This is a genomic window from Candidatus Bathyarchaeota archaeon (assembly GCA_026014585.1).
Lineage (GTDB): Archaea > Thermoproteota > Bathyarchaeia > Bathyarchaeales > Bathycorpusculaceae > Bathycorpusculum.
Genome location: JAOZIA010000019.1, coordinates 24,977 through 48,097, shown reverse-complemented (window position 1 = coordinate 48,097; position 23,121 = coordinate 24,977). Strand labels below are relative to the sequence as shown.

Annotated in this window: 22 protein-coding genes; 2 read left to right on the top strand and 20 right to left on the bottom strand. The window is 42.7% G+C overall.

The window, feature by feature from the left end; translation table 11 throughout:
* Positions 1 to 13: 13 nt before the first annotated feature.
* The 4 genes from NWF01_06330 to NWF01_06315 form a co-directional block, all read right to left on the bottom strand.
* Positions 14 to 418, bottom strand: coding sequence for a 30S ribosomal protein S11 (locus NWF01_06330; protein MCW4024636.1), 405 nt, complete (start codon positions 416 to 418; stop codon positions 14 to 16).
* Positions 415 to 996, bottom strand: coding sequence for a 30S ribosomal protein S4 (locus NWF01_06325; protein MCW4024635.1), 582 nt, complete (start codon positions 994 to 996; stop codon positions 415 to 417). The genes NWF01_06330 and NWF01_06325 overlap by 4 nt, the downstream gene beginning before the upstream one ends.
* A 2-nt stretch (positions 997 to 998) precedes the next feature.
* A complete protein-coding gene (locus tag NWF01_06320) occupies positions 999 to 1,472 on the bottom strand; it encodes a 30S ribosomal protein S13 (GenBank protein ID MCW4024634.1) in 474 nt (157 codons plus the stop codon).
* Positions 1,473 to 1,615: 143 nt separating this feature from the next.
* Positions 1,616 to 3,247, bottom strand: a complete 1,632-nt coding sequence (locus tag NWF01_06315; GenBank protein ID MCW4024633.1) for an ATP-binding protein — start codon at positions 3,245 to 3,247, stop codon at positions 1,616 to 1,618.
* 313 nt (positions 3,248 to 3,560) lie between these two features.
* Between NWF01_06315 and pstS the strand changes: the two genes are divergently transcribed.
* Entirely contained in the window at positions 3,561 to 4,613 is a 1,053-nt protein-coding gene (pstS, locus tag NWF01_06310; GenBank protein ID MCW4024632.1) for a phosphate ABC transporter substrate-binding protein PstS, read from the top strand.
* A gap of 33 nt (positions 4,614 to 4,646) precedes the next feature.
* Here pstS and NWF01_06305 read toward each other — a convergent pair whose 3' ends face one another.
* The 14 genes from NWF01_06305 to NWF01_06240 form a co-directional block, all read right to left on the bottom strand.
* Entirely contained in the window at positions 4,647 to 6,875 is a 2,229-nt protein-coding gene (locus tag NWF01_06305) for an HAD-IA family hydrolase (GenBank protein ID MCW4024631.1), read from the bottom strand.
* Between the two features lie 275 nt (positions 6,876 to 7,150).
* Positions 7,151 to 7,408 carry a KEOPS complex subunit Pcc1 gene (locus NWF01_06300; GenBank protein ID MCW4024630.1) on the bottom strand — a complete coding sequence of 86 codons (258 nt, stop codon included), beginning with the start codon at positions 7,406 to 7,408 and terminating at the stop codon, positions 7,151 to 7,153.
* A gap of 71 nt (positions 7,409 to 7,479) precedes the next feature.
* Complete coding sequence (locus NWF01_06295) at positions 7,480 to 7,800, bottom strand: 50S ribosomal protein L37ae (protein MCW4024629.1); 321 nt, start codon at positions 7,798 to 7,800, stop codon at positions 7,480 to 7,482.
* Positions 7,801 to 7,805: 5 nt separating this feature from the next.
* A complete protein-coding gene (rrp42, locus tag NWF01_06290) occupies positions 7,806 to 8,597 on the bottom strand; it encodes an exosome complex protein Rrp42 (protein ID MCW4024628.1) in 792 nt (263 codons plus the stop codon).
* A complete protein-coding gene (rrp41, locus tag NWF01_06285; GenBank protein MCW4024627.1) occupies positions 8,597 to 9,331 on the bottom strand; it encodes an exosome complex exonuclease Rrp41 in 735 nt (244 codons plus the stop codon). Before rrp41 ends, rrp42 begins: the two co-directional genes overlap by 1 nt.
* Entirely contained in the window at positions 9,324 to 10,061 is a 738-nt protein-coding gene (gene rrp4, locus NWF01_06280; protein MCW4024626.1) for an exosome complex RNA-binding protein Rrp4, read from the bottom strand. The genes rrp41 and rrp4 overlap by 8 nt, the downstream gene beginning before the upstream one ends.
* A 26-nt stretch (positions 10,062 to 10,087) precedes the next feature.
* Positions 10,088 to 10,777 carry a ribosome assembly factor SBDS gene (locus NWF01_06275; GenBank protein ID MCW4024625.1) on the bottom strand — a complete coding sequence of 230 codons (690 nt, stop codon included), beginning with the start codon at positions 10,775 to 10,777 and terminating at the stop codon, positions 10,088 to 10,090.
* Positions 10,774 to 11,514: an archaeal proteasome endopeptidase complex subunit alpha gene (locus tag NWF01_06270; protein MCW4024624.1), complete on the bottom strand. Its 741-nt coding sequence runs from the start codon at positions 11,512 to 11,514 to the stop codon at positions 10,774 to 10,776. The genes NWF01_06275 and NWF01_06270 overlap by 4 nt, the downstream gene beginning before the upstream one ends.
* 332 nt (positions 11,515 to 11,846) lie before the next feature.
* Positions 11,847 to 12,125 carry a DUF167 family protein gene (locus NWF01_06265; protein ID MCW4024623.1) on the bottom strand — a complete coding sequence of 93 codons (279 nt, stop codon included), beginning with the start codon at positions 12,123 to 12,125 and terminating at the stop codon, positions 11,847 to 11,849.
* Entirely contained in the window at positions 12,122 to 13,756 is a 1,635-nt protein-coding gene (locus NWF01_06260) for a DNA topoisomerase I (protein ID MCW4024622.1), read from the bottom strand. Before NWF01_06260 ends, NWF01_06265 begins: the two co-directional genes overlap by 4 nt.
* A gap of 164 nt (positions 13,757 to 13,920) precedes the next feature.
* The gene (locus NWF01_06255) at positions 13,921 to 14,337 is read right to left on the bottom strand and encodes a putative metallopeptidase (protein MCW4024621.1); all 417 of its coding nucleotides are present in this window, start codon (positions 14,335 to 14,337) and stop codon (positions 13,921 to 13,923) included.
* Between the two features lie 93 nt (positions 14,338 to 14,430).
* Positions 14,431 to 15,501: an acyltransferase family protein gene (locus tag NWF01_06250; GenBank protein ID MCW4024620.1), complete on the bottom strand. Its 1,071-nt coding sequence runs from the start codon at positions 15,499 to 15,501 to the stop codon at positions 14,431 to 14,433.
* Positions 15,502 to 15,609: 108 nt separating this feature from the next.
* On the bottom strand, positions 15,610 to 18,225 hold the full coding sequence (locus tag NWF01_06245; GenBank protein ID MCW4024619.1) for a cation-transporting P-type ATPase: 2,616 nt from the start codon (positions 18,223 to 18,225) through the stop codon (positions 15,610 to 15,612).
* 117 nt (positions 18,226 to 18,342) lie between these two features.
* Positions 18,343 to 19,404, bottom strand: a complete 1,062-nt coding sequence (locus tag NWF01_06240; protein ID MCW4024618.1) for an acyltransferase family protein — start codon at positions 19,402 to 19,404, stop codon at positions 18,343 to 18,345.
* Positions 19,405 to 19,681: 277 nt separating this feature from the next.
* Here NWF01_06240 and NWF01_06235 point away from each other — a divergent pair, with 277 nt between their 5' ends.
* Entirely contained in the window at positions 19,682 to 20,629 is a 948-nt protein-coding gene (locus tag NWF01_06235) for a hypothetical protein (GenBank protein MCW4024617.1), read from the top strand.
* Between the two features lie 44 nt (positions 20,630 to 20,673).
* Here NWF01_06235 and NWF01_06230 read toward each other — a convergent pair whose 3' ends face one another.
* Positions 20,674 to 21,102, bottom strand: coding sequence for a hypothetical protein (locus NWF01_06230; GenBank protein ID MCW4024616.1), 429 nt, complete (start codon positions 21,100 to 21,102; stop codon positions 20,674 to 20,676).
* A gap of 153 nt (positions 21,103 to 21,255) precedes the next feature.
* Positions 21,256 to 22,920, bottom strand: coding sequence for a thermosome subunit beta (thsB, locus tag NWF01_06225; GenBank protein ID MCW4024615.1), 1,665 nt, complete (start codon positions 22,918 to 22,920; stop codon positions 21,256 to 21,258).
* Between the last annotated feature and the right edge of the window lie 201 nt (positions 22,921 to 23,121).

The window sequence follows — 23,121 nt, the reverse complement described above, 5'->3', positions numbered from 1 at the left end:
AAATGAGGAGAGCTTAAACTCTTCTTCCTCTTCTACCGCCAGGTCGTCTTGTACCGTCATGTGGAATCGGTGTGACTTCCTCAATGCGTTCAATACGGAAACCAAACCTTGCCAGTGCCCTAATGGCTGCCTGTGCACCTGGACCAGGAGTTCTTGGACCACTGCCGCCTGGAGCGCGGACTTTGATGTGGATTGCGGATACGCCTTTGTCTCGGGCTATTTCTGCTGCTGCTGTGGATGCGCGCATTGCCGCGTAGGGTGATGATTCCATGCGGTCTGCTTTGACGAACATTCCGCCGCTGGTTCTTGCGATGGTTTCTGCACCGGATATGTCGGTTATGTGAATCATAGTGTTGTTGTAGGAGCTGAAAATGTGGACTATGCCCCATTTCTCGTTTCGTTTACTTGTGGTGCTCAGAATCGTCCGCCTCCGCGTCTTCCTCTACTTGGCGGGCGTATCTCAGGCTGCTTTGCAACAACTGTTAAACCCAAACGCAAGGGGTGGGTTTGGTTTGCAACTGCGCTTTCCCCTGAATAAGCAATTTGTGGCTCTTCATCTTTTGGAACGATGTAGCCAGGGATTGTGACACGCTTGCCGCCGATGGATACGTGACCGTGAGTTATGAGTTGGCGTGCTTGGAAGATTGTTCTTGCTAAGCCTTTTCGGAACACGATGGTTTGCAGCCTGCGCTCCATGATGTCTTCAATGGAAAGGTCAAGCACGTTATCGAGAACGGCGATTTCTTGCAAAATGCCGTTTTTCTTTAGTTTTGCAAGAAGCTCATTTTCCATTTTTGCACGTTCTTCAGTGCTTTTGCTGATGAGGGAACGTGCGATACCTCTGCTTTTTGACAGAAGGGTCTTGTGCCTCCAAAGCTCATGCTTGTTGCGAAGGCCATATCGACCTAAAAGTTTGAGTTCTTCTTGAAGTATGTCTTTACGCCATTGGAAACGGGGCGTATCGAACTTTTTACGTTGTTTCTTTGGATCACCCATGCTTATCTACCTCCTTCTTTTGCACCCATGGTCTTCTTCTTGACACCTAAAGATTTGCCTGCGCGACCGGTAGTTTTGGTTCTTTGCCCACGGACTTTGAGGCTGTATGCGTGACGGTAGCCTCTCCATGAACGGATTGATTTTGCTAGGTCAATGTCGTTTTTGGTTTTGAGTGCTAAATCTGCAGTTAGCATGTGGATGTCTTTTCCAGTTTCAACGTCTTTTTGCCTGTTAAACATCCATGAGGGAATGTTGTATTTGGCGGGGTCTTTGACTATATCTTCAATTTTTGTGATTTCTGAATCTGATAAGAATCCTGCTCGAAGGTCAGGGTTTATGCCTGCCTTTTTGAGTATTGCGTTTGACAGACTCCTACTTACGCCTTTTATGCTGGTTACGGCGTAGGAAACTTTTAGTGTGCCTGCTGAGTCTGCACCTAGAATACGCACTATGTGACGAAATTCCTGACTTGACATGTAATTTCTTCCGTTTTTAGCTTGAAGCATATACGAAATGAGGTATAATTTATTTAAACCTTCCCTATCTGATATTCGCGTCCTATTTGGCATAACTCAAATACGCTAAAAGAAAAACAGTGCCTCTTTGGCCTATTCACCAATCATTTGTGAGAATAATCATAGAGGGGAAGACAAATTTTAAAGGTTGACCCCACACCTACCGCACTCTCAACAATGATTTTTCCTCCGTGAGCATCAATAATTCTTTTACAGATTGATAACCCAAAACCCATACCTTTTGCTTTTGTTGTAAATAACGCTTGAAAGAGTTTTTCCTGAGTCTCTTTTGACATACCAAAGCCCGTGTCTGAAAACATAAAACAAGCAAACCCATCAATCACTTCACAACTAATTTTCAAAGTTCCACCATTAGACATTGCATCAACAGCATTGGACAAAATATTCACAAACACACGTTTGACACTATCTTTATCAACCATTACCAAAGGCTCATCGGTTGTGCAATCAGAGAGCACAATTTTTTCTGGAACAGCCACCAAAGAAAGACTCGTCCACACAAGCTCCTTTGGAGTAGCTTCCTTAAGGTCCAGCCTGTAAGCTTTGGAGTAATCAAGCAAATCTTTGACTATTTTCTCAGAATATTTAACATCATCCTCAATAATTTTGAGCACAGCTTTCTCTTTATCGGTTGTTTGGGGGTTCGCTTTTCTTTTAAGGTAAAAAATTGCATTAGCTATTCCTTGGAGGGGATTACGGAGGTCGTGAGCAATCATTGTTGCTAACTCACCGATTGCGGAGAATCTTTCGGCTTTTTGCAGTTTTTTGGTGTTATCTTCGATTTCGCCGAGCATGTTGTTTATTGATTTTGTAAGGGTTTCTATTTCATCATCGCCGTGGGTTGGTAGTCTTTCAGAGAGGTTATTACGCAGTGTAATGTTGCTTACTGCCTCATTTAGCCTGCTTAATTTTGAAAGAAACAAAAATTCAAGCAACAATAATATAGCTGCACTAAACACCACACAACTTACCAAAAGCAACCTATCAATGTAATTAACCGTGATTACCCCTTGAACGTAAACACTTCTAGGCATGGTAACAGTTAAAATAACTGCGGGGTCACCCGTAATGTCTTTCAAAACATTGTAGGCAACTATGTAACTGGAGTTTACAGGTTTAGAAAAAGTCAAGGGCAAAACCGAGGATTCTGAGTCACTGTTTGAAGCTTGCCAATCACTACAGAGCACAAAAGTTACAGGTGACTGCACAGTTCTTGATAAAGAAGCAAGCACTGCAGAATCAATATATCTAGCAAAAACTAAACAGTGGTCAGCAGGCTCATCGGGAAAACTTGACGGAATTAGGCTTGATGCAATAATTAAGGGTTCATCGTGGATTAGGAGGATACCTGTTATGGTACTGTCCATGTTATTTAGGTTCCAGATTACGGAATCATTTGAAACTTCAGTTAGGAGATCACTGGGCAATGGTTCTTGCTGAAATGTTGTCAAGTTGAAGCCGATTCCAGTTTCAAAGTTGCCTTTTAAATCGTATATCAGCAAATAATTAGCTCCTGAATTGACTAATAGGTTAATTGTTTGAGAGGATTTATCAAAAGTGCTGCTTTGGTTTTTTATAAAATCATAAATGTCATTTTTCTGAGCCCAACTGTTTGCTTTATTTTGAAAATAATTTAACTCATTGGCTAAACCAACTTGAAGTTGCCCCAGAACATTACTTGCTTGGGTTTGTTCAAGCTGCTCAAAATTACTCAAGATTATGCCCTCAGATATAAAGTGAAGCAGAAAAATCAAACAAATTGTAGTGACTATGAAGACAATAATTGTTTTTATGCGGAGCTTCATAGCACGCCATCACGGCATTGAAGCCTTTGATTGATTTCTGGACGAAACACAGAGATAGCGCTTACTTGAGAGTTTAAAAAAATATGCTATATAGTCTATATTAAATATAGAAATTAACAATAAAAGGTTTCAGATATCAAAGTAACCTACCAAGCTATAGAGGAAGGAACTTCTTCTGAAAAATAACACCAAAATAGCAGTTGCAGCAATCTCTGTAATAATAATTTTATCAACTGCTTTAAGTTATCTTTATTTTTCGCAGCCTTCAACAAACGTTTCTCTAAGCGGTTCAGGAGCCACCTTTCCAGCCCCATTACTAACAGCAATTATAACAAACTACCATAGCACAAACATCCACGTACAAATCACCTATGACGCAGTAGGCAGCAGCAACGGAATAACAGCGCTACAAGACAAAACGGTGGACTTCGCCTGTTCAGATGCCCCCCTAAGTGATACAGATCGCACAAAAGCACCAAATGCACTCCACATTCCTGAAACAGCAGGTGCTGTAGCTGTAGCATACAACATTGAAGGCATCTCAACTGGTCTTAATTTAACTGGAACAGTTATCGCAGACATTTTTTCGGGTCAAATAACAAAATGGAACAATGAAGCCATTCAAAGCTTAAACCCAAACCTAACGCTGCCAGCAAACGACATAACCGTGGTTCACCGTTTAGACGGGTCAGGCACCACTTTCATATTCACCAGTTACCTAAGCGAGACAAGCCCCGAATGGAACAATTCAATAGGCAGCGGAAAAAAGGTTGAGTGGCCTGTTGGTCTTGCAGCAACCGGAAACCCCGGAGTTGCAGGAGTCATTCAAGGAAACCGTAACTCGATAGGTTATGTTGAGTTAGCTTATGTTATTGAAAATAATATGACAGCAGCAGCAATAAAGAATCCTGCAGGAAACTGGGTTACGCCATCTCTTCAATCAACCCAGATAGCTGTTGAATCAGGTGCTTCAAGTGGACTGCCATCAGGAGAGGATAATTGGTCCTCTGTGAGTCTTTTAAACGCTCAAGATGCACAAGCCTATCCCATAGTTAGTTTCACGTACACTCTTGTTTACCAAGAACTCAACGTGATTCCCGACATGACTAAAGATATAGCAGATGAATTGGTGAATTTTCTGTGGTGGATGATGCATGATGGGCAAAATCTTGCGCCTGAACTAGGATATGCAGAGTTACCAGCCAATGTAATTCAAGTTAATGAAGATACAATTAAAACCATAACATTCAATGGTCAACCATTAACAATCACATGAAAAAGATAGTGTAAAAAGAGAAAATGTGAATTGCTAAGTTTTGATTACTGCTTGAGGTGCAAAAAAAGATACCGCAGAATCATTGCTTAAAGCAATTAACTCCTTTTTTAACTTCTCAAAGTTGCTCTCTATTCTCAAAATTAAGTCCTTGTCCTTATTTGGGTCCAAAAACGCATAGTGAGATTTATGATGTTCATCACTGTAGGTTAAAACATCAATCACCGATTCACGTTCTTGATAGATTTGCCGAATCCTCTGGCTTTCCACATCTTTTTTGTCAATAGATAAAACCGAATACATAATTCCGCAGGCAGCACCAAACTCTAAACCAGTGGTTTTTAAGTCGTATTTTTTGGCAAGTTGAATTGCACCCATTACGCGTTCACCTCGTTGAAGTTTTCTCATAGGGTCTCTACCGACACGGGCACATTCGTCTTTAAAGGATGCTCGGCAACGTTGAAGGAAATCGTAGGTTATGGAGGTTATGTATTGTTTTGAATGGGGGTTTTCAATTAGTAGTGCGGGTTTGATTTCGTGTTTGATTATGCTTTCTGCAAGTTTTGAAACCCGTGGGTCACCCATGCCTTGCCCAATGGTTTTGTAGCCCAAAAGCGCGGAGTACCAAGCTATTATTGCGTGTGTTCCATTTGACAGCTTATTTTTTATTTCCTGCATTGACCGAATATCTTCAACCGTTACTACCTGTCGTAACCGTTCCAGTATGGGGCTGCCTTTGCTGGCGTAAAGGGGCATATCAGGTTCGCTGCTAAAGAGGGTAACGTTAAATCTGGAGAGTTCAGTGGCAAATTTGGCTATGGGGGTAATGTTGTCAGCGATATTTGCTTCTTGCTCGGTGACTTTGGTTTGGTTTTTTGCTTTGGTATGTTTTGAAATTTTGTTTTCTAAAAGGTAAGTTTTAGAGGTTTCAAAGACATCCGCCATCTTTTTTGAGTAATCCAAAATGTTTTTGTGCATTTTATACAGGTTAACTTCCAGTATTGAAAGGATAGTTTCGTCAGGAACCTTTGACACCATACGGTTAACAACAGTTTCCGTAAAGTAAGTAGACGACACAATTTTTTTGGCTTCATCTTCACCCACCAGTAACTTGAGTGCGTTCTCAACATGGTTTCGAACAAATTTTGCAGCGTTAATTTTATTCATGACAATAAGCAATGTAAGCCCTTCCCTGCCGCTGTCATAATGTGCCTTTAAGCCTTTGGCAATCACTTTTGCCTGAGAACGTATAGCTTGCTCTGGAAGAGAAAGTCCCACTATCTGCGCTTTCTTGTACATCTCAATTACTTGAGCTTCATCATTGGTATCTATTATTGTCACGTTTGAAATTTTTTGGAAATGCGCAAGACGCTCATATTTTACCTGATACTTGCCCAAAGAGTTTATCAACTGACGCATAAACCGATTAGATGTAACCCCAATTATCTGCCGAGGTCTTGTGTATCCGTCCCAATGCGAGAAAATCTGGGCAAGATAACCACCACCTATCGCACCAAACCCATGTATTCCCGCAAAAGTGTATCCTAAACTTTGAGGGAAATGCTCGTTGAGGCTGGGCATGGGCATTTTAGGCATCTGCTGGCTGAGTTCATCCAGAAAATCTGTCATTTTATCATATGACTTGTACGCAAGCGCCTTAAATTCAGGGTCAAGCTCTTTTATGTCCTTTATGAATATGGGTATTCCGCCTGCTGCACTTGCTGCAATTAAACCATTGCGTGAGTCTTCAATGATAATGCAATTAGCTGGTTCGCAGTTTAGTTCATTTGCGGCTTTGAGAAATATTTCAGGGTCAGGTTTTCCTTTTTCCACTTCTTCGCCGCATACGGTGATGTCAAAAAACCGCAGTACCCGCGCATTTATCAGGTATTCCTCGGCGATTTCTCTTCTGCTGCTGGTAGCCAATGCGATGAGTACGCCGTTTTTCTTTAGGCGTTCTAGCAGGTTATAGAGTCCTTCTTTTACAGGAACTCCTTTTTCCCGTACGTAACCGCGTTCAAGTTGGTCTGCGCGTGCCCTTATTTTTTTGTAAGGGTAATCATCGCCGTAACATTCTTTGGCGAGGTTTTCAGCGGTTACAGCACTTATTCCAAGGGAGTTGTATAAGAGTTGGTCTGAGATTTCTTGGCCGTAGATTTCTTTGGAGGCTTGTTTGAGCATTTTGAAGCGTAGTGTTTCGGTGTCAAACATTGTGCCGTCCATGTCGAAAATGGCGCCTTCTATGAGTTTGTTCTGAAAAAGCATAATTCCGCTCTCCGAATTTCTTTTATAGAGGTAGCGCCATCTCTTATAAATTTTTTACACAAAAACTATATAAAAAATCATTTTTTATCAGGTTACAGCAACCTTTTTGTAAGGTTAACAAAAAACAGAACAGAACAATGGAAGTTCCACACAGAAACTAAACAAACAACACCAACGATACACCAACAAAAGAAACTATACATCCTTTGCCAACCCATAACGATTAAGCCAAACAAACCCTCAGTAGCAAAAAACATCAACCACCACGAATAAAGCTACGTTTGCTCAACAAGTTCCAACACGCTCACCGTTGAACCAATCCACCGCAGATAAGCATTCAACGCTGCACGCAAAGCCACAGTGTCCTCTGCCTCCACAGACAAAACCAGAAAAGCATCCTTTGCCGCCAAGCTGATTTTGGTTCGCCTATTCAGCGGAGAATTTACTTCGGGTTCAAGAGCGTTCAGCAAAGTAGCAGCTTGTTTTTGGTTTTTGAGTTTGAAACGTATGGTTGTTTTAGCTGAGGTTGCCATTCAGGGTGAACCCTGAAGGTATAAGGATTAATGAAAAATATAAAAATTTAAAAAAGGAAAAGCTGGTTGGTTTATTCGGTTTTTTCTTCAGTTGCCGTTTCAGCTACTACGGGTCTTGCAGTTTCCTCTGCCACAATGCCCTTAGCTGCTGCTCTGCGTGCAATAGCGCCCAGTTTCGTGTTTGGAGTGTATGCGCCGCCTGCAAAAGTAAAGTCGCATTTACGGCATTTCCAAATGCCCACGCTTTGACGGCTAACCCTCATAAAGCCACATTGTGGGCATCTATGGGGTTTTTTGAATTCAACCATTACTTTTATGTAACGTTTACGGACTGCAGAGCCGTAACGTGCACCTAATCCACGAGTTGGACCTACTTTCTTTGTTTTCGACAACTTTTTCACCAGTCAAGTTTCTTGCGCATTTCTGCTGCTTTTTGTTGAGCAATCTTTGAGGCTTCTAAAATCTGTTTTGGTGTGAAATAGCCAGAACCGCCTTTCTGAATAGCGCAAATGTCGCCTTCATCGTTGATTGCAATTGAAATTCTGCTGTCCATTACCTGTTCTTCTTCAGCGTCTGGGTCAACTATTAGGGTGTCTTTGATTTTGCCGATTGTCACAGTGATTGGATGATCACGCAAGGGCAGTGGAGTGTAGCCTTGTTTGAATTTGACTTCTCCATCTTTAACTTCATAGTTCTGCATTTTAGTGTTTAACAATGCAGCCATTGCAGCTAATGCTGAAGCATCAATCAGGTTCCCATCATAGTTTAGTACATAAACATCAACGAAAACCACGAAAACCTTCTGACCTGGAATTATGCAGAGCTTTTCTGTGTTTATGGCTTTGGATTCTCTGATACCGCGGTCAACGATTCTTGCAAGTTCAATGCTGTTCTCATCTGGTGGACCAGTTTCATAAGTTGGTGATGCCAATGGAACAAGTTCAGCGTTTACTGTTTGAACTCCGTTGTTTGGTGTGTCTGGGAATGGCTCGCCAGTCTCGATTTTTACGCCGACCAAAACCTCTGTTTTTCCTAAGGTTACTTTTGCGGAGCCTTCTGCGCGTTCGATTAATCCTTGCTCAATGTGCAGGTCTCGGTAATCTTGCATTCCGCGTTCGCTTGCGCGTTTGCTTTGTTCGATTAATCCTTCGATTTGGCGTAGTCTAACTTTGGTGATTAATGATGACATTACTCTTCAGCCTCCTTAACAACCATGTACTTGGTTTTTAATGCTTCCTTTTGCATCTGATAGATTACTTTGCATCCATCAATTGCCATGCTTACGGCTTGTTCAAACTCTTCAGGTTTAAGGTTACCGTCCATCTGCAACAGTGTGATTGCATCCAAGTTTGGCATGTAAGCCACGGGCACGTCAGCGGCACCCAGTTTGTCTTCTGCATCGTAGAGGTCAAGCACGACTGTATCGTCGACTTTTCCTGCTGCACAAGCAACCACCAAATCCTTCATTGGGATGCCTGCATCGGCAATTGCCAAGGCTGCTGCGGTTATGCTTGCACATCTTGTTCCGCCGTCAGCTTGAAGTACCTCAATGAACACGTCGATTCCGGTTCTTGGGTAGAGTTCAAGGAACAGTGCGGGCTCGATTGATTCACGGATAACTTTGCTGAGTTCAACTTCTCTTCTGGATGGTGCGGGTGATTTGCGTTCCTGCACTGAGAAGGGTGCCATGTGATAGCGTACCTTTAGAACCATACGGTCTGGTTGCATAAGGTGTTTTGGATGTACTTCTCGTGGTCCAAAGCATCCGGCTAAAATTTTGTTTTTACCGTGTTCAATGTATGCTGAACCGTCAGCGTTTGGCAGTACACCGACTTGAATTTTTACAGGTCGTAATTCGTCTGCTTTTCTGCCATCGGACCTGATGCCTTTTTTGTCGATTAATTTATCGGGTTTTTCATTCATCTTTTGTTTCCTCCACTTTCTTTTCATCTAAATTTTCTTCAACTGTTACTTTGCTTTCTTTCAATAGCTGAGTGATACGATCTGTCAAACCGCTTGTGTGAGATTCCTGCTCGATTTTACGTATCGCCGCAATCGCAAGTTCCTCATCCTCAGGGTTCTTTCCAGTAACGAGAACTGTACCGTTTAATCCAAGGATGATTTGACAACCTGTCTCCTGCTTAATCATGCTAATCATTGAGCCTTTTCTTCCGATTACACGAGGAATCTTGGTTGGTGTCACATGCAGGATTTGCCCACGGGTGATTTTTCCAAGTCCGGGTTCTCCAACGGTTAATTGTGGGTCGTGTGCTCGGTCAAATGAGGCGATTTTTGCAACAATTAAGTCGCCTGCGTTTAAGACTGCGGATAACTCGTCACTTTGAGGCTTGAAAGCTCTGCTTAATACGTCTGATGCACGTAGCAACGCCGTGTAGGGTGACTTTATATTTATTGTCCAGCCGTTAAATCCAACTTCTGTGACTGAACCAATCACTATGTCACCAACTTTTGGCATGTAAAATGCGCGGAGTGCGACAACATTTACTCTTTTGTTGTCAGTATCTACAAGCCCTATTCTTGACGCGTAGATTTTGTTTTCTTCAGTGTATGTGTTTTCGCCGGGCAGATACTCGCCTTCTGCAAGCAATTCCCCAGGCGTCACAAGCTGTTTTTTTTCAAAGAATGTTGGCATAAAATTTTTTCTCCATTAATTTTTAGTCATTTTATTATTTTTGCTTCTCCACTACCCTTTGTTACTTCACCAAGCTTGTTTAGCAGTGAAGCATACGAACCAGCAGGCATCTCCATCTCACCAATCCATGAACCGTCACTTCGCCACTCCTCACGCTTAATTGCTCCATAATTTTTAAGTGTACCATAAGCCCTCGATGAATACATAGCGGGAATCCTGACGGCAACCAGCACCTGCTCAATTTTCAAAGGCAAAATAGGACGTAGCAGCTTTATGATATCGCGTGCTTGCTCCTCAATAGACTTGTAGGGGTCTATTGGGTAGCGGATTTGGTCCATGGCGTTTTCGATTCGTAGTGGTGGATGGGGCAGGTTGGTTTTGGGGTCAACGGCTTGTCGTGAGATGAAATCGATGACTTGTCTTTTTTTGTCTTCAACCATCTTGCGCCGCTGGTCTGTAGTTAATTGTAGGGTTCCTTTTTTTAGGATTATATCCGCTATTTTGAGTGGATCCACTGTTGAGAACGCTTTTTTCATTGTTTCTTCAGAAACTTTGGTGCCCTTGTTTGCGTCAGAAAAAATCATTTCAGCAGCTAAAACCTCAGTTATTCCTGAGATTTTGCCGTTGCGGTAACCTAGTGCTTTGTCGGGTTTAACCAGAATTTCGAAGTGCTCGTTGTCTTTAGTTAAGCGTGCGACAGTGAACTTTTCACTCATTCAGTTGTCACTTGCTTCGAACCCAGCTCTTTAATGTAGCCGTCCACTACATCATCAGCTAACATATCCATTTTTTTGGTGTTAGTGGGGATAACTGCGATTTTGATTCTTAGTGGTTGCTGCCTTGCTTCTAACGCTTTAACTAAGCATTTTACGGCTAAGTGAACATTTGCGTCAAGAGTCATGTCTTCTTTGTATTCTTCTTTTAGAATTGACAGCACTGTTTCTCTGCCTGCACCCAGCGCTGTAGCTTTATAGCTACGGTATGTTCCGCTTGGATGTGTACCGAACACGCGTGGACCTGTTTTATCGACGCCACCAAAGATTATGGAAACGCCAAAAGGTCGCACACCAGCATGCTGCGTGTACATTTGCTGGATGTCGCAGATTCGTTTTGTTACAACTTCCACATCAATGGGTTCGTCATAGGTTAGTTTGTTGCTTTGTGCGTAAATTCTTGCTTGATCTATTAGGATTCTTGCGTCTGAACTTAATCCAACTATGGCCGCGCCTATGTGTTCATCTACCCTGAAAATTTTGTATGAGAAACCGGCTTCTTCGAGGGCTTCAAGGCTTTCTTCTGAACCTAAAACTAGCCCTTCCTTGCATGCGATTCCTAAAATTGTGGCACCTCGGTTAACTAACTCCATGGCGTACTCTACTTGAAACAGTCGCCCATCAGGGGAGAAAACAGTAATTGCACGGTCATATGCTCCTGGAGCTGCAAATACGGACATAATGTTAACCTCACTTTACACTCTTACACTTTGCAAAGTCTCATATAATAACTAAACTAAAAACCTTTCCTATAAAAGCAAAAACAAGCCAAACCCCACAATCCTAATCCAAACCAAAAAATTTGCCAATTAGACGGATTTTATCTGTTTTTTGAACCATAAAACCATCCATGCTACACACCAGATTGAATCAAATAAACACAAAACAGGTCAAACAATTATTTTGTTGGGGTAAGGTGTGGGGGTCAGCCCCATCCTTTAGCATAGGAAACGATTTGACATATTCAAGAAAAGATTTTTAGCTTATAAGCGATATTACGAAACCCGATACGTCAGGCAAGCTTTTCTAAAACCTGCAAAACCTGACCTTCAGCCACACCATGCACAATAAACTGTTTTTGTCTTGACGTTGCACCTGAAGCTAAATCCACTTGAGCATGGAAAAGTCGGGTGAGTTCTTTTATTATTTCCTTGTTAACTTTGCCCTTTTGGGGTTCCTCAGTTGAATAAACCACAAGTTCCCCGCTGTCTAGCAGGATTTGAAATTTGGGTGAGTTAGGTTTAACAAAAACTGTGAGGATTACGCCATCTTTGGTTTCTTTGATGCTCACGGCGTTATACACTCAGACTCGGATTTGTCGCTGCTCTTTATTGCCCAGTTGAATTTGCTTCGGAGAGTCTTGGGGTAGAATTTTTCTATGTCGAATTTGACTTTTTTTGCCCATTTGACGTACGCGTTTGGGTCAATGTATGATTTGAGGGAAGTGCCGAGGTTGTATTCTTTGGTTAGCTTTGTGAGTTCAATATCCAGTTTAGCCTTTTCAATGCGAGTTTGCAGGGACTCTGTTTTTTTGCCGTCTTTCTTTTTCTGAATCAGCAGTTCTTCGAGTTTTTTGAGGTTTTCCTGCTTCTTAGCTAAACGGGCATCAAAGGTTGGAGGAATCTTGCGCTTGTGATTTGCAACTTCAGCAACTTTATAGTTGGCGATTTTTGCCGCGTAACTCTTCTTGTAGTCAGGGTCTTTCTTGGTGACCCCGCTTTTTTCTAGCTCTTCACGCACAGTTTTGGTGCAACGCCATGTTCTAAAGACCTTGGCGGTGAGTTTGGGCATTTTTTCAGATAGAAACCGCGAAACGTTTCTTGAATCTACGCCTTGGAAGAGGTATTCAATTTTTGGGTTTGTTTCTTGGGCAATCTTGAATGCTTTCATGTTTTTGATTACTGGAGGTGGTGCAGGGAAATTTTTGACCCAGCGGACGCTGTCTTTGCCTAAAAAGTCAAAATGGATAACGTTACCCTCAATCGTGACATGTTCACTACGTAGAGTGATAGCACCCACGGTATCGGCTTCGTCAGGGTCTTTTTCGTCTCCAACCCTCATGTTAGCAACCAAAATCAACCATGAAACCGTCGCTACCTTGCGGCGTAGTTCATCCTTTGCATTTAGGTTTTTGAGGATGTGATGCTCAACCTGCTTAATTTGCTTGCCCAAAGTTTCGGCTTTCTGGAATTTCTCTTTCTCGCGATTCTGCTTCAAAAACGCGGTGTCGCTAAACCAGACATACTTGATTTTTCCTGTTAGCTTATCTTTCCAGCTGGCAACGTACATCTTATTTTTTTCCCAAACAGCCCCAGCCCAACCGTCTTTTTTAGCTTCTTCATCACTCATACTTGAAATATTTAGTGTTATATCGCTCTTGCTGGGACCCTCTTTCCATTTGCCGCGCTGTGGATGGTCGCCTCTTCCTGCGAAAAGGCAAGATGGTTCAGCAGTCCAGTTGGCGATTTCTAATTTTTGGTCATCAACCGCGGCGTAACCGAGTTTTTCTTTCAATTCTAACCGTTTGATTTTGCGTTCTTCTGCTTGCTGTTTTTTGATTTCTTTGGTTAAAGCTTCTTTTGCTGCTTTTTCATCTAGAATAAAATTTTTAATCTGATTGAAGTCCATTTCCTGATTTAACTTTTCATCATCTACGTTTACTAAATATTTTGAAACAAAAGCATTCAGGAAAGCGGTTTGGGGGTTTTCTTCCATGAGTTTTTCTAAGAACTCTTTCATAAAGTTCTTTTTAAAAACTGTGTCTGGAGGAGCTATCGTTGTTGAAAGGGTTCGACGTACCCACGCAACTGCCATGGGTTCAGTTCTTTCTGAAAGTTTAAGAGCGTGCCCTTGAATTTTTATGGTGAAACCTTTGTAATCGTATGGTGGAACGTAAATGCCATTATGGACTAAGCTTTTCATAACATGTTTCAATTTCCAAATCTCCACTTAACTTGGTTGCGGGGCATTTTTTGAAGACCTTGCTTCTTTAAGTACATATTGAACATTTTTATTTTTCGATACTGAGCCTAAAGCTTTCTATTACCTTTTACTGGCACCTTAAAAACATTGACTAAAAAACAAAGTTAAACACCAGAAAACAGGGATTTCTGCTGCTTTTTCTGAGCCCGTGAAGCCAAAAGTTTACGGTAAACTGCCTCGACGTCTTTGCGTTCAACATAGCCTTTGTGAGGGCGAAAACCACCAGAGAACCCTCCAGGTATGTGCATGAGTTCGTGAACAAGGGTTTTTTCTTTATCCTCAGGGGACATCCTGTCAAAAATTTCTGAAATAACCTCAATGGTATATGATGGGGGAAGGTTAAGGACACCCTGCCAAATTTTTCCCAACCCGTGGATTCGGGCGATGGTGCGGCGTGCTTTGGAGCCTTTACTGCGAACACAGAAAACAAACTGGGGAACTACATGGTAAAATTCGCATTCTGCCGCGAGTTTGTCAACTTGAGCTTTGATTTCTGGAGCATCATAATATTTTATGGGCATAGCAGTCAACCTTGATGGTTTGATTATAGGTTTAGGGTTAAAAAGCTAAGTGCTTTTTGCCGCCATGTTTTCTGGGATTTTTGGGCAGCAGCTTTAGCCGATAATTTTTTTCACGTAAGGAATCCTTTTGAGGGGATAAATGATGGCGGTGGTTATGGTGAATGTAAGCAGCGCCAGAAGGGGTATCCCCATTATAGGGTTTAGGGTGTTGCGGCTGATTTCTATGCCTAAAAATCCGTATTCAAGTGATTCAAGAACAATTATGTGAATAAGGTAAATTGATAGGGTATTGTGGCTTATCCAGTTGATTAAGCGGTTTAGGGTTTTGTTGCCCCTTTGTATTCTACCTGTGGGAATAGTGGATAAAAGTAAAAACATGGCCACGGAGGCGATTATGATGTTGAAGCTTAGGGATTCATGGAAAAAGCCTGAGTATGCTTCGCCGTATAGGAAAGTTGTAAGATAAGTGCCGACTATCGAGAAGGAAACACCGAAAACCACAGCAGCAACAAGCATCCAGTTATTTTTAACTTTGACGTCTTTAAGAAAACCGCCCAGCAGGAAGTAGCCAACCCAGCCTGTGAAGATAAACATTACAGGGTTATATGCGAAAGCTCCAAAAGTGCCAATTATGGGGATGGAAACAGTGCCAACGAACCAGAGAACAATGAGGTACTTGAATTTGGTCCATTCAATATGGCTCACTAATACCCTTAAAACAGGAGTAACAAGATACAACCCTATTAGCAGATACAAAAACCACAAATGAAAGTATGAACCACCAAAAGTACCCTGTAAAACAGTATTTGTAGTTAATGCATTGCCCCAAATGAAGTAGTCGTACCCGAAATAGAAAAGAGTCCAAAAAATCATGGGCAATCCAATTCGGATAAATCGTTTCTTAAAGAATGTACCCAGTGGTTCGTCAACTTTGCTGCTGTCCAAAAGCAGAGCGCCACTTAGCATAACAAACAATGGCAACCCGATTGGCCCAATTCCGCCGTAAATATCAACAGTCCACCAGTTTGAAACAACCGCAGGGGTTATTTCGCCTGGGATTTTGTAGGGAAAGCTTGTGGCGTGTAGAAAAACAACAAGAAAGATAGCCACCACTCTGATAATATCCACTGATGACGTATTGCCTTCAGATTGGCGAGCCAGCAAAAAGGTCCCCTCTCTTTTCTTCTCAAAAAGCAGAAGAGTTTGTTTTAAAGATTCGGTAACAAAAAATAGATAAACCGTCGATAAAATAGGGAGAACCGTTTTACAAAATCAGCGTTTCCAGAAAAGCTTTTTGAGCTCCAGCCAAAACGTTCCCAAAACCGCCGCCAAAACAACTACAACCCAGTCAACAGCACCCAAACTGACTAATTTCAGCGGACCAGCTATGAAAGCAAGGTTAGTTCCCAAAAGCAACACAACAATCACAACCAGCGCCCATGCCACCATAACCCTGTTTGAGAGAAAACCAAGCTTAACCAGCGGTTCACGCTCCGAACGCAAATTCAAAGCCAGCAAAATATGCCCAAGCATCCATGTCGCGAACGCCACGGTTTGTGCGTGCACGATGTTTGCTGGAACGGGGTTTTGGTACCATGCAATCAGGTATGCTACTGAAACAGCTGCAAACAGGCTCAGCGCACCTACGGCTATGCTGATTATCATTTTTTTGTTCATGAATTTTTCTTTGGGGTTGTTTGGTGGCTTGTTCATTATGCCTGTTTCTGCGGGTTCAGCCACGAATGTCGCCGACGCTGCCAAGTCCATGAAGAGTTCTAGCACGATTATTTGAATGGGACTAAATGGTAGCGGCGCGCCCAAAAGAATAGGCAACAAGAAAATCGTGACCAATGCTAATTTGCAAGCCAGATAATACCGCACACCTTTGCGTAGGTTCCCAAAGAGTTTGCGTCCTTCGTGGACAGCGGTTTCGATAGTGGTGAAGTTGTCATCGGTGAGTATCATATCAGCGGATTCTTTGGCGACATCAGTGCCTTTTATGCCCATCGCAATGCCAATGTGGGCTTCTTTGAGTGCTGGGGCATCGTTTATGCCGTCACCCGTAACAGCTACGACTTCGCCGTTTTCTTTAATAAGCCTAACCAGTCGCAGTTTTTCCTCAGGAGTCACCCGCGCGAACACAAAGGTGTTTTGAAGTGCTACTTTTAGGTCGGAATCATTCATTTTTGAGAGTTCGACGCCAGCTAGGACGTGGGTGCTGTTTATGCCAACTTGGGTGGCGATGGCTTTGGCAGTGAAGGGGTGGTCACCTGTTATCATGACAACGTTTATGCCTGCTTTTTGGCAGTTGGCGATGGCGTCTTTGACTTCTTTTCGTGGTGGGTCAATAAATCCTACTGCACCTACAAAAACGATATCTCGCTCAAGCTGTTCAGGCTCAAAATCAGAATCCGCGGACAAACGGTGATAGCCAAATGCGATTAGGCGTTCGCCAGCCTGAGCCATCTTTGCCATTATGTTATATGCTACCTGCTTATCTTCGGGGGTTAACGGTTTTTCTTCGCCGCCAAGCAGGATTTTTGATGATTTCGCCATTAATGCTTCAGGTGCACCGCTGGTCATGACTATTGAGGATTTGCCGTACTGGTAAATGTATGAAGCAAGTTTACGTTTATCATCAAAGCTTGCTTCCCCTTTTAGAACCCAGTTATTATCCATTGGCGGATTGTTTTCATCCATCATTAAGCGGTCAAAAATCGCTGATGACATCGGATTACTCAGCACCAAGTTATCACCAGCACTTTTTATGGCATCACTTGCCAGCAACGCAGTTCGCAAAACGGATTTTTGGTTAGGTCCAAAATCGCGCGTCCAAGTCATTTCGCCATCAAAGCAGAGATGCCCAACCTGCATCTTTCCCTCAGTGAGCGTACCTGTTTTATCCGTAGCGATAATGGTGACGCTGCCCAATGTTTCTGCTGCTCGCAACCGCTTAGCAATAGCACCTCTTTTGGCTAATGCGTAACCGCCGATACCCAGAACCATTGTGATTATTATTGGGAGTTCCTCAGGGATAACCACGAAAGCTAACGAGAGCCCGTACAGGACTGCTTCTGCAGGGTTGGGCTGTAAGCCTCGGGCAAAACTTAACACAGGAATCAGAATGCTAAAGAACAAAGCTACCCAAACCAGTGTTTTAGAAAGTTGTTTCATGGCTAACTGTAGCTCGGTTTTAGAGGGCTTGACAGTTTTGGTTGTTTTGGAGATTTTTCCAAGTTCCGAATTCAAACCTGTAGAGATAACCAGTGCTTTTGCTCTGCCCCGTGTAATAATGGTTCCAGTAAAAACCATGTTGGATTGCTCAGCAATTCGGGTTTGAGCTGACAAAACAATCTGGGAATCCTTAGAGACAGGGTACGATTCACCTGTCAGGGAGGACTCGTCAACCTGCAAACCGTAAGCTTCCACTAATCGGGCATCCGCTGGGACGCGCTGTCCAACTTTGAGCAGTAAAATGTCACCTGGAACCAAATCGGAGGTTTGCACCTCTTTAGGTTCGCCGCCTCGCATTACCAGAGCAGTTGGCGGGGCAAGTTGTCTTAGGGCGGAGATGGAGCGTTTGGTACGGTACTCGTTGTAGACTTCGGCTAAGACAAGTACGATTATAATAGAGATTATTGTTAATGCATCGGTTAAGCCGCCAAGAATACTGTAGAGGACACCGATGGCGATTAGTAGCAGAATCATGGGTTCGGTGACTTCTTCTTTGAAAATATCCAGAAACTGAACATGTTCTTCTTGGAGGAGGCTGTTTTTGCCGTATTTTTTCAGCCTTAATGCTGCCTCTTCATTGGACAATCCCACGTCAGGATTCACAGATTGACCCTGAATAACATCTTGAATGTTTTGCGAATGCCCTTGACTCATTGCAGCCCTCTAACATGCTTTATGTTACTTGTTAAACTTGCGACTATGTGAAAAGAACCTAAAAAGATTATGCCGTTAACTTGGCATTAACGGCTTGAAAAATTTAATGCAAAAACGCTATCCAATCAGTTTTGATATACCCGGGATTTTTTTGAGAACATAAATAAGTAAAACAGTCAAGGTGAACGCAACCGAAAACCACATAGCAACGTCTAAAATTTCAATGCCACTTTTAGGCAGATAAAAGCCCAAAAGACCTCTATGTAAAGTTTCCAGAACTATAATATGACCCAAATACATTGGCAATGTGTTCTGACTTATCCAACCGATTACGTCATTGAATTTTTTATGAGATGCAAAACGGTTTATGGGAACCCTCATCAAAATAATAAACAGACCTATCGAAGCCAAAATTACACCAAAGCTCATGTATCCGTGGAAAAAGCCTGTGGCGGCTTCACCGTGGTTTCTGGTTATCCACCAATCACCTAAAATTTGTCCCAAAAGACCCAACAACAAGAAAGCAGTTGCTTTGGTGGGGCGAACTTTCGAGTTCACAAGGTAAATGCCAAGCAGAAAATAGCCTACCCAGCCAAGAAAGAAAAATATGTCTGAGTAAAAATTAAAATCTGAGACTTTTCGGACAAGATGTGGAACAACTGTGCCTACAAACCATAGTATAAGCAGGTAAGTGAAGAGGTTGTGTTTGAGGTTTTTGACTAAAACGCGTAGTATAGGTGTAACAGCGTAGAGCCCCAAAAGCAGGTACATGTACCATAGAATACTGTGGGGTCCAGTAAGTACGCCCTGCACGATATTGAAAACTGTTAACGGTTGCTCGTGAATTAGAAAAATCCAAGCAAAATAAATTACTGTCCAAAAAATAAACGGTAACCCGATGCGTTTGTATCGTTTTTTGTAAAATTCACGCAGTGGTTCATCAGATTTTTCAGGTGTAAGCAGCAAGGCGCCAGTGAGCATAACAAACATAGGTACGCCGAGAGCGCCAAATGCAGCATAAGTGTTAGTTGTAAACCAGTTAAAAGCGTCCAAGAGGGTCATTTGACTGTCTATGAATTTGTAGGGGAAGTTTGAGCAGTGGAGAAGTATAACCAGTGCAATAGCTGTTACTCGTATGATGTCCACGTTATAATTGACATCTGCCCGTTTAGGCTCCAAGCTACTCCTTGTCCCACCCCCCTAGCATTAGACGTATTTTAATAAACAATTGATAAACTACTGTTAATAAATCATACCTTATTCCACTTAAAACAGCATTATATCGACCAAATGTTGAATTTTCTTATTGAAATTATATTCCTTACAAGTGTTCTAACACACTCAAAAAAAATTCAGGCATCATGATTTCTGCTTTTAGAGGGGTTAGTTATTACATAGAAAAGTTTCAATCAATACTAGAGGAATTTAGCAAAACTTTATAACAGCGCCAAACGTTTTGGATTCTAAAAAGGTAGAAAGCAAGATGAAATTCGGCACATACATGTTTGTAGCAAATAAGAGAGTTCCAGGCTTTGACTATGACCTTTACCGAGTTAAACCAGAAGTAGGCAGACGAATGCCACCAAAAGCAGACATGCACAGCAACATCGCCATCTTCGGAGACAACGTAGCCGCACGCAACCACCCAGACTGGATTTCACAGTCACCTCTAGGTCCAGCATGGAGAACCAACGACAACTACAACGTTCGCTGGGACGTACTATGCGCAACACAACCAGAACACAGAGCAGAACAACTTGACTACATCGAAGAAGTCGCACGCAAAAGCCAAGGCGTCTGGCTAAACAGCATCCACTTCGCAGAACACGGACACTGCACATGCCCACGCTGCAAAGAACTACACGCAAAATCAGGTCTAAGCTGGTATGAATGGAGACGCAAAGAAATCACTGAGTATATGGCACAAGTCAGCGAACGTGTGCGTGATCGTGCAAAGAAAAAATTTGTTATTGGTGTTCTTCCAGACCCAGTTACAAACTATGAGCGCTTTGGCGTTAACTTTGACGACATGCTGCCACTCACAGACGAAATGCTCGTTGTCATGTTCAGCAAGAACTATGCGACCCCATGGTACTGGGAAATGTTGGTACGCAACTTCAAGAAACTCTTCAAAGACGTTAAACTGAACTGCGCATTATACGTTATCGGTCCAGGCGACGACCCCAAAGAAACAGCAACCCCAAGCGAACTTTTAACAGTATCAGTTCGTATGGCAAGAGCAGGCACAGACGGTATACTTTACCTCACCGAAAACGACGCCCTAATGCAAAACTTCCAGAAAGCAGCAATCGCTGAGAAAGCTACAAGAGAAAGACTGGTTACCTACGGCGGCAAACAAGGTCAAGAAGTTCTTGATTTAGTTAGCAGTTGGGAAAAGTTATAAAAAAGCCTATAAAGCAGGATTAACCTGCCCTTTATTTTTTCCCTTTAGTGAATATAGCTCAAGTTAGTTTGGTTATCATGAATTTCCTTCGTTGACTTATAATGAGCCTCAATTAGGATTTTGAGCGCGTCAATATTCTTTTTAATATGCTCAATTTCAGCTGTTTTCTCCAACGCACCCGATTTTGCCAGTTGCTCGCTGATGTTGTCAACAGAGATATCTAGAACTTTTACTTTGAAAGCAAAAATTTGAAGTGCATACAGGAGGCTTAGCTGCGAGTTTAAGCGTTCAAGACGGTAAAGGTCAAGGGTTTTAGCGATAAAAGCGCAAGTTTTCTGTTCCTGCGTGGATTGCGCAGACTGCAAAACCTTGTCATACACTGGCGCTTGCTTTGAAACTGCCTCTTTTGAGTCATCAGCTGTTTTCTGAACACGTTTTGTCATTTTAGTAAGCATTTCTAAAACTTCATCCAAGCCATAATTCCCTTCCATTCAATTTTGATTTAATGTTTCTTGGTTCTATCTGTTGGGGTAAATATGGCTTACGGTAAAGCGCTAACTCCTCAAGTATCAGAAGAATTTATGAAGAAAAGAAAAACAAAAAATTCCCAAAAAATCGGAAGGGGTTTAGTAGGGCATTCCGCCCATGCCAGGCATACCGCCCATACCACCCATGCCTCCCATTCCTCCTGGGGGCATTGGGGGCATCTTTCCGCCGCCTTTGACACTGATGAGGTCATCGATTTTCAGTATCATGTTGGTGGCTTCGGTTGCGGATTTGATGACTTGCTGTTTAACACGTAGTGGCTCAACGATTTTGAGGTCTATCATGTTTTTGATTTTGCCTGTTGTGACGTCGATGCCAAAGGTTGCAGTGTCAGCTTTCTCATGCTCTGAACGCAATGCTACCATTATGTCAATTGGGTCTAAGCCAGCGTTTTCTGCCAATGTTAGTGGGATTGCTTCAACTGCTTCGGCGAAAGCTTCAACTGCAAGTTGTTCTCGTCCGCCAACTTTGACTGCGTAAGCGCGAAGGTTCTTGGCGAGTTCTGCCTCTGGTGCACCGCCACCTGCAACGATTTTGCCGTCCTCGATAACATTTCGGACAACACATAATCCGTCGTGTAGGCTGCGTTCGGCTTCGTCAATGACATTATTTGATGCGCCGCGGATTACGATGGTTACTGCTTTGGGGTTTTGGCATTCGCGTACGTAGAGGAGTTTGTCGTCACCGATTTTGACTTCCTCTACACGTTTGGCTTTGCCTAGGGCGTCTTCGGTTAGGTCTTTGAGGTTTGAAACGATTTTTGCGCCTGTTGCCCGTGCCATCTTCTCTGTGTCACTGCTACTTAGGCTCTTAACTGCAAGTACACCTGCTTTTGCCAGGAAGTGCAGGGCTAAATCGTCGATGCCTTTTTCGCAGAAAACCACGTTAGCGCCAACTTTGGTGACGCTGGTTACCATTTCTTTTAGCATTCGTTCTTCTTCGTCGAGGAAGAGCTGCATTTGTTCTGGGCTTTCAATGTTGATTTTTGCGTCAAACTCGGTTTTCTCGATTTCCATTTTGCTGTTTAGTAGGGCAATTTTGGCGTCTTCGACGAGTTTGGGCATTTGGCTGCTGGCAATTTCCTTATCAATTACCATTCCTTTGACGAGTTCAGTTTCGTCGAGGCTTTTGCCGTGTTTTTTGACCACTTTGATTAGGTCAATGTCAGCTACGTTTTTGCCACCGACTTCCTCAGTTACCTGTTTGACTGCTTCAACAATCATCTTGGCAAAGACGGAGATGGTTACGCCCTTGCTTGATAATGAGGTGATTGCGGCTTCTTGGAGAAGTTCTTCATCGGTTATTTTGACTGGGATTGCCATTTGGTTGAGGATTTCTTGGGCTTTTTCGCCAGCTTTTTTGTAGCCTTCGATGATAACGGTTGGGTGAACGTTTCGGTCAAGCAGACTTTCAGCTTTAGCGAGAAGCTCACCTGCTAAAACCACTGCAGTTGTGGTTCCATCACCAACTTCGTTGTCTTGCGCTTTAGCTACTTCCACGAGCATTTTAGCTGCTGGGTGCTGTACGTCAAGCTCTTTCATTATGGTTGCGCCATCGTTAGTGATTGCAACGTCACCTATGCCTGATACGAGCATTTTGTCCATGCCGCATGGACCAAGGGTGCTTTTGATTGATTCTGCAACAATTTTTGCTGCCATAATGTTGTTTCGTTGGGCTTCACGGCCAGTTGATCTACCTGTGCCTTCCTTTAATACTAGAACGGGAATGTTTGAGCCTTGAGACATAACTTTTTCACCAATTATAACTTGGATTTTAGTGTAACGAAAACAACCGACTATTTAAGATATAAATTTTTCTCAAACACAGAATAAACCCAACAATAGCAACCCCGAAATAGAGGCGGATAACTTGCTGTTTTCTATATCCCCTTTATTTATAGGCACACAAACGCAGATACAAAAAGAAAGGTAACTCCTAACCTAAAC

Excerpts from the sequence above, each read along its gene's own strand:
- NWF01_06300 (MCW4024630.1), bottom strand. The coding sequence starts at position 7,408 with ATGGCAACCTCAGCTAAAACAACCATACGTTTCAAACTCAAAAACCAA.
- NWF01_06270 (MCW4024624.1), bottom strand. The coding sequence starts at position 11,514 with ATGTCCGTATTTGCAGCTCCAGGAGCATATGACCGTGCAATTACTGTT.
- rrp41 (MCW4024627.1), bottom strand. The coding sequence starts at position 9,331 with ATGAATGAAAAACCCGATAAATTAATCGACAAAAAAGGCATCAGGTCC.
- rrp4 (MCW4024626.1), bottom strand. The coding sequence starts at position 10,061 with ATGCCAACATTCTTTGAAAAAAAACAGCTTGTGACGCCTGGGGAATTG.
- rrp42 (MCW4024628.1), bottom strand. The coding sequence starts at position 8,597 with ATGTCATCATTAATCACCAAAGTTAGACTACGCCAAATCGAAGGATTA.
- NWF01_06325 (MCW4024635.1), bottom strand. The coding sequence starts at position 996 with ATGGGTGATCCAAAGAAACAACGTAAAAAGTTCGATACGCCCCGTTTC.
- NWF01_06275 (MCW4024625.1), bottom strand. The coding sequence starts at position 10,777 with ATGAGTGAAAAGTTCACTGTCGCACGCTTAACTAAAGACAACGAGCAC.
- thsB (MCW4024615.1), bottom strand. The coding sequence starts at position 22,920 with ATGTCTCAAGGCTCAAACATTCCCGTTCTAGTATTAAAGGAAGGCACA.
- NWF01_06255 (MCW4024621.1), bottom strand. The coding sequence starts at position 14,337 with ATGCCCATAAAATATTATGATGCTCCAGAAATCAAAGCTCAAGTTGAC.
- NWF01_06245 (MCW4024619.1), bottom strand. The coding sequence starts at position 18,225 with ATGAGTCAAGGGCATTCGCAAAACATTCAAGATGTTATTCAGGGTCAA.
- NWF01_06320 (MCW4024634.1), bottom strand. The coding sequence starts at position 1,472 with ATGTCAAGTCAGGAATTTCGTCACATAGTGCGTATTCTAGGTGCAGAC.
- NWF01_06260 (MCW4024622.1), bottom strand. The coding sequence starts at position 13,756 with ATGAAAAGCTTAGTCCATAATGGCATTTACGTTCCACCATACGATTAC.
- NWF01_06305 (MCW4024631.1), bottom strand. The coding sequence starts at position 6,875 with ATGCTTTTTCAGAACAAACTCATAGAAGGCGCCATTTTCGACATGGAC.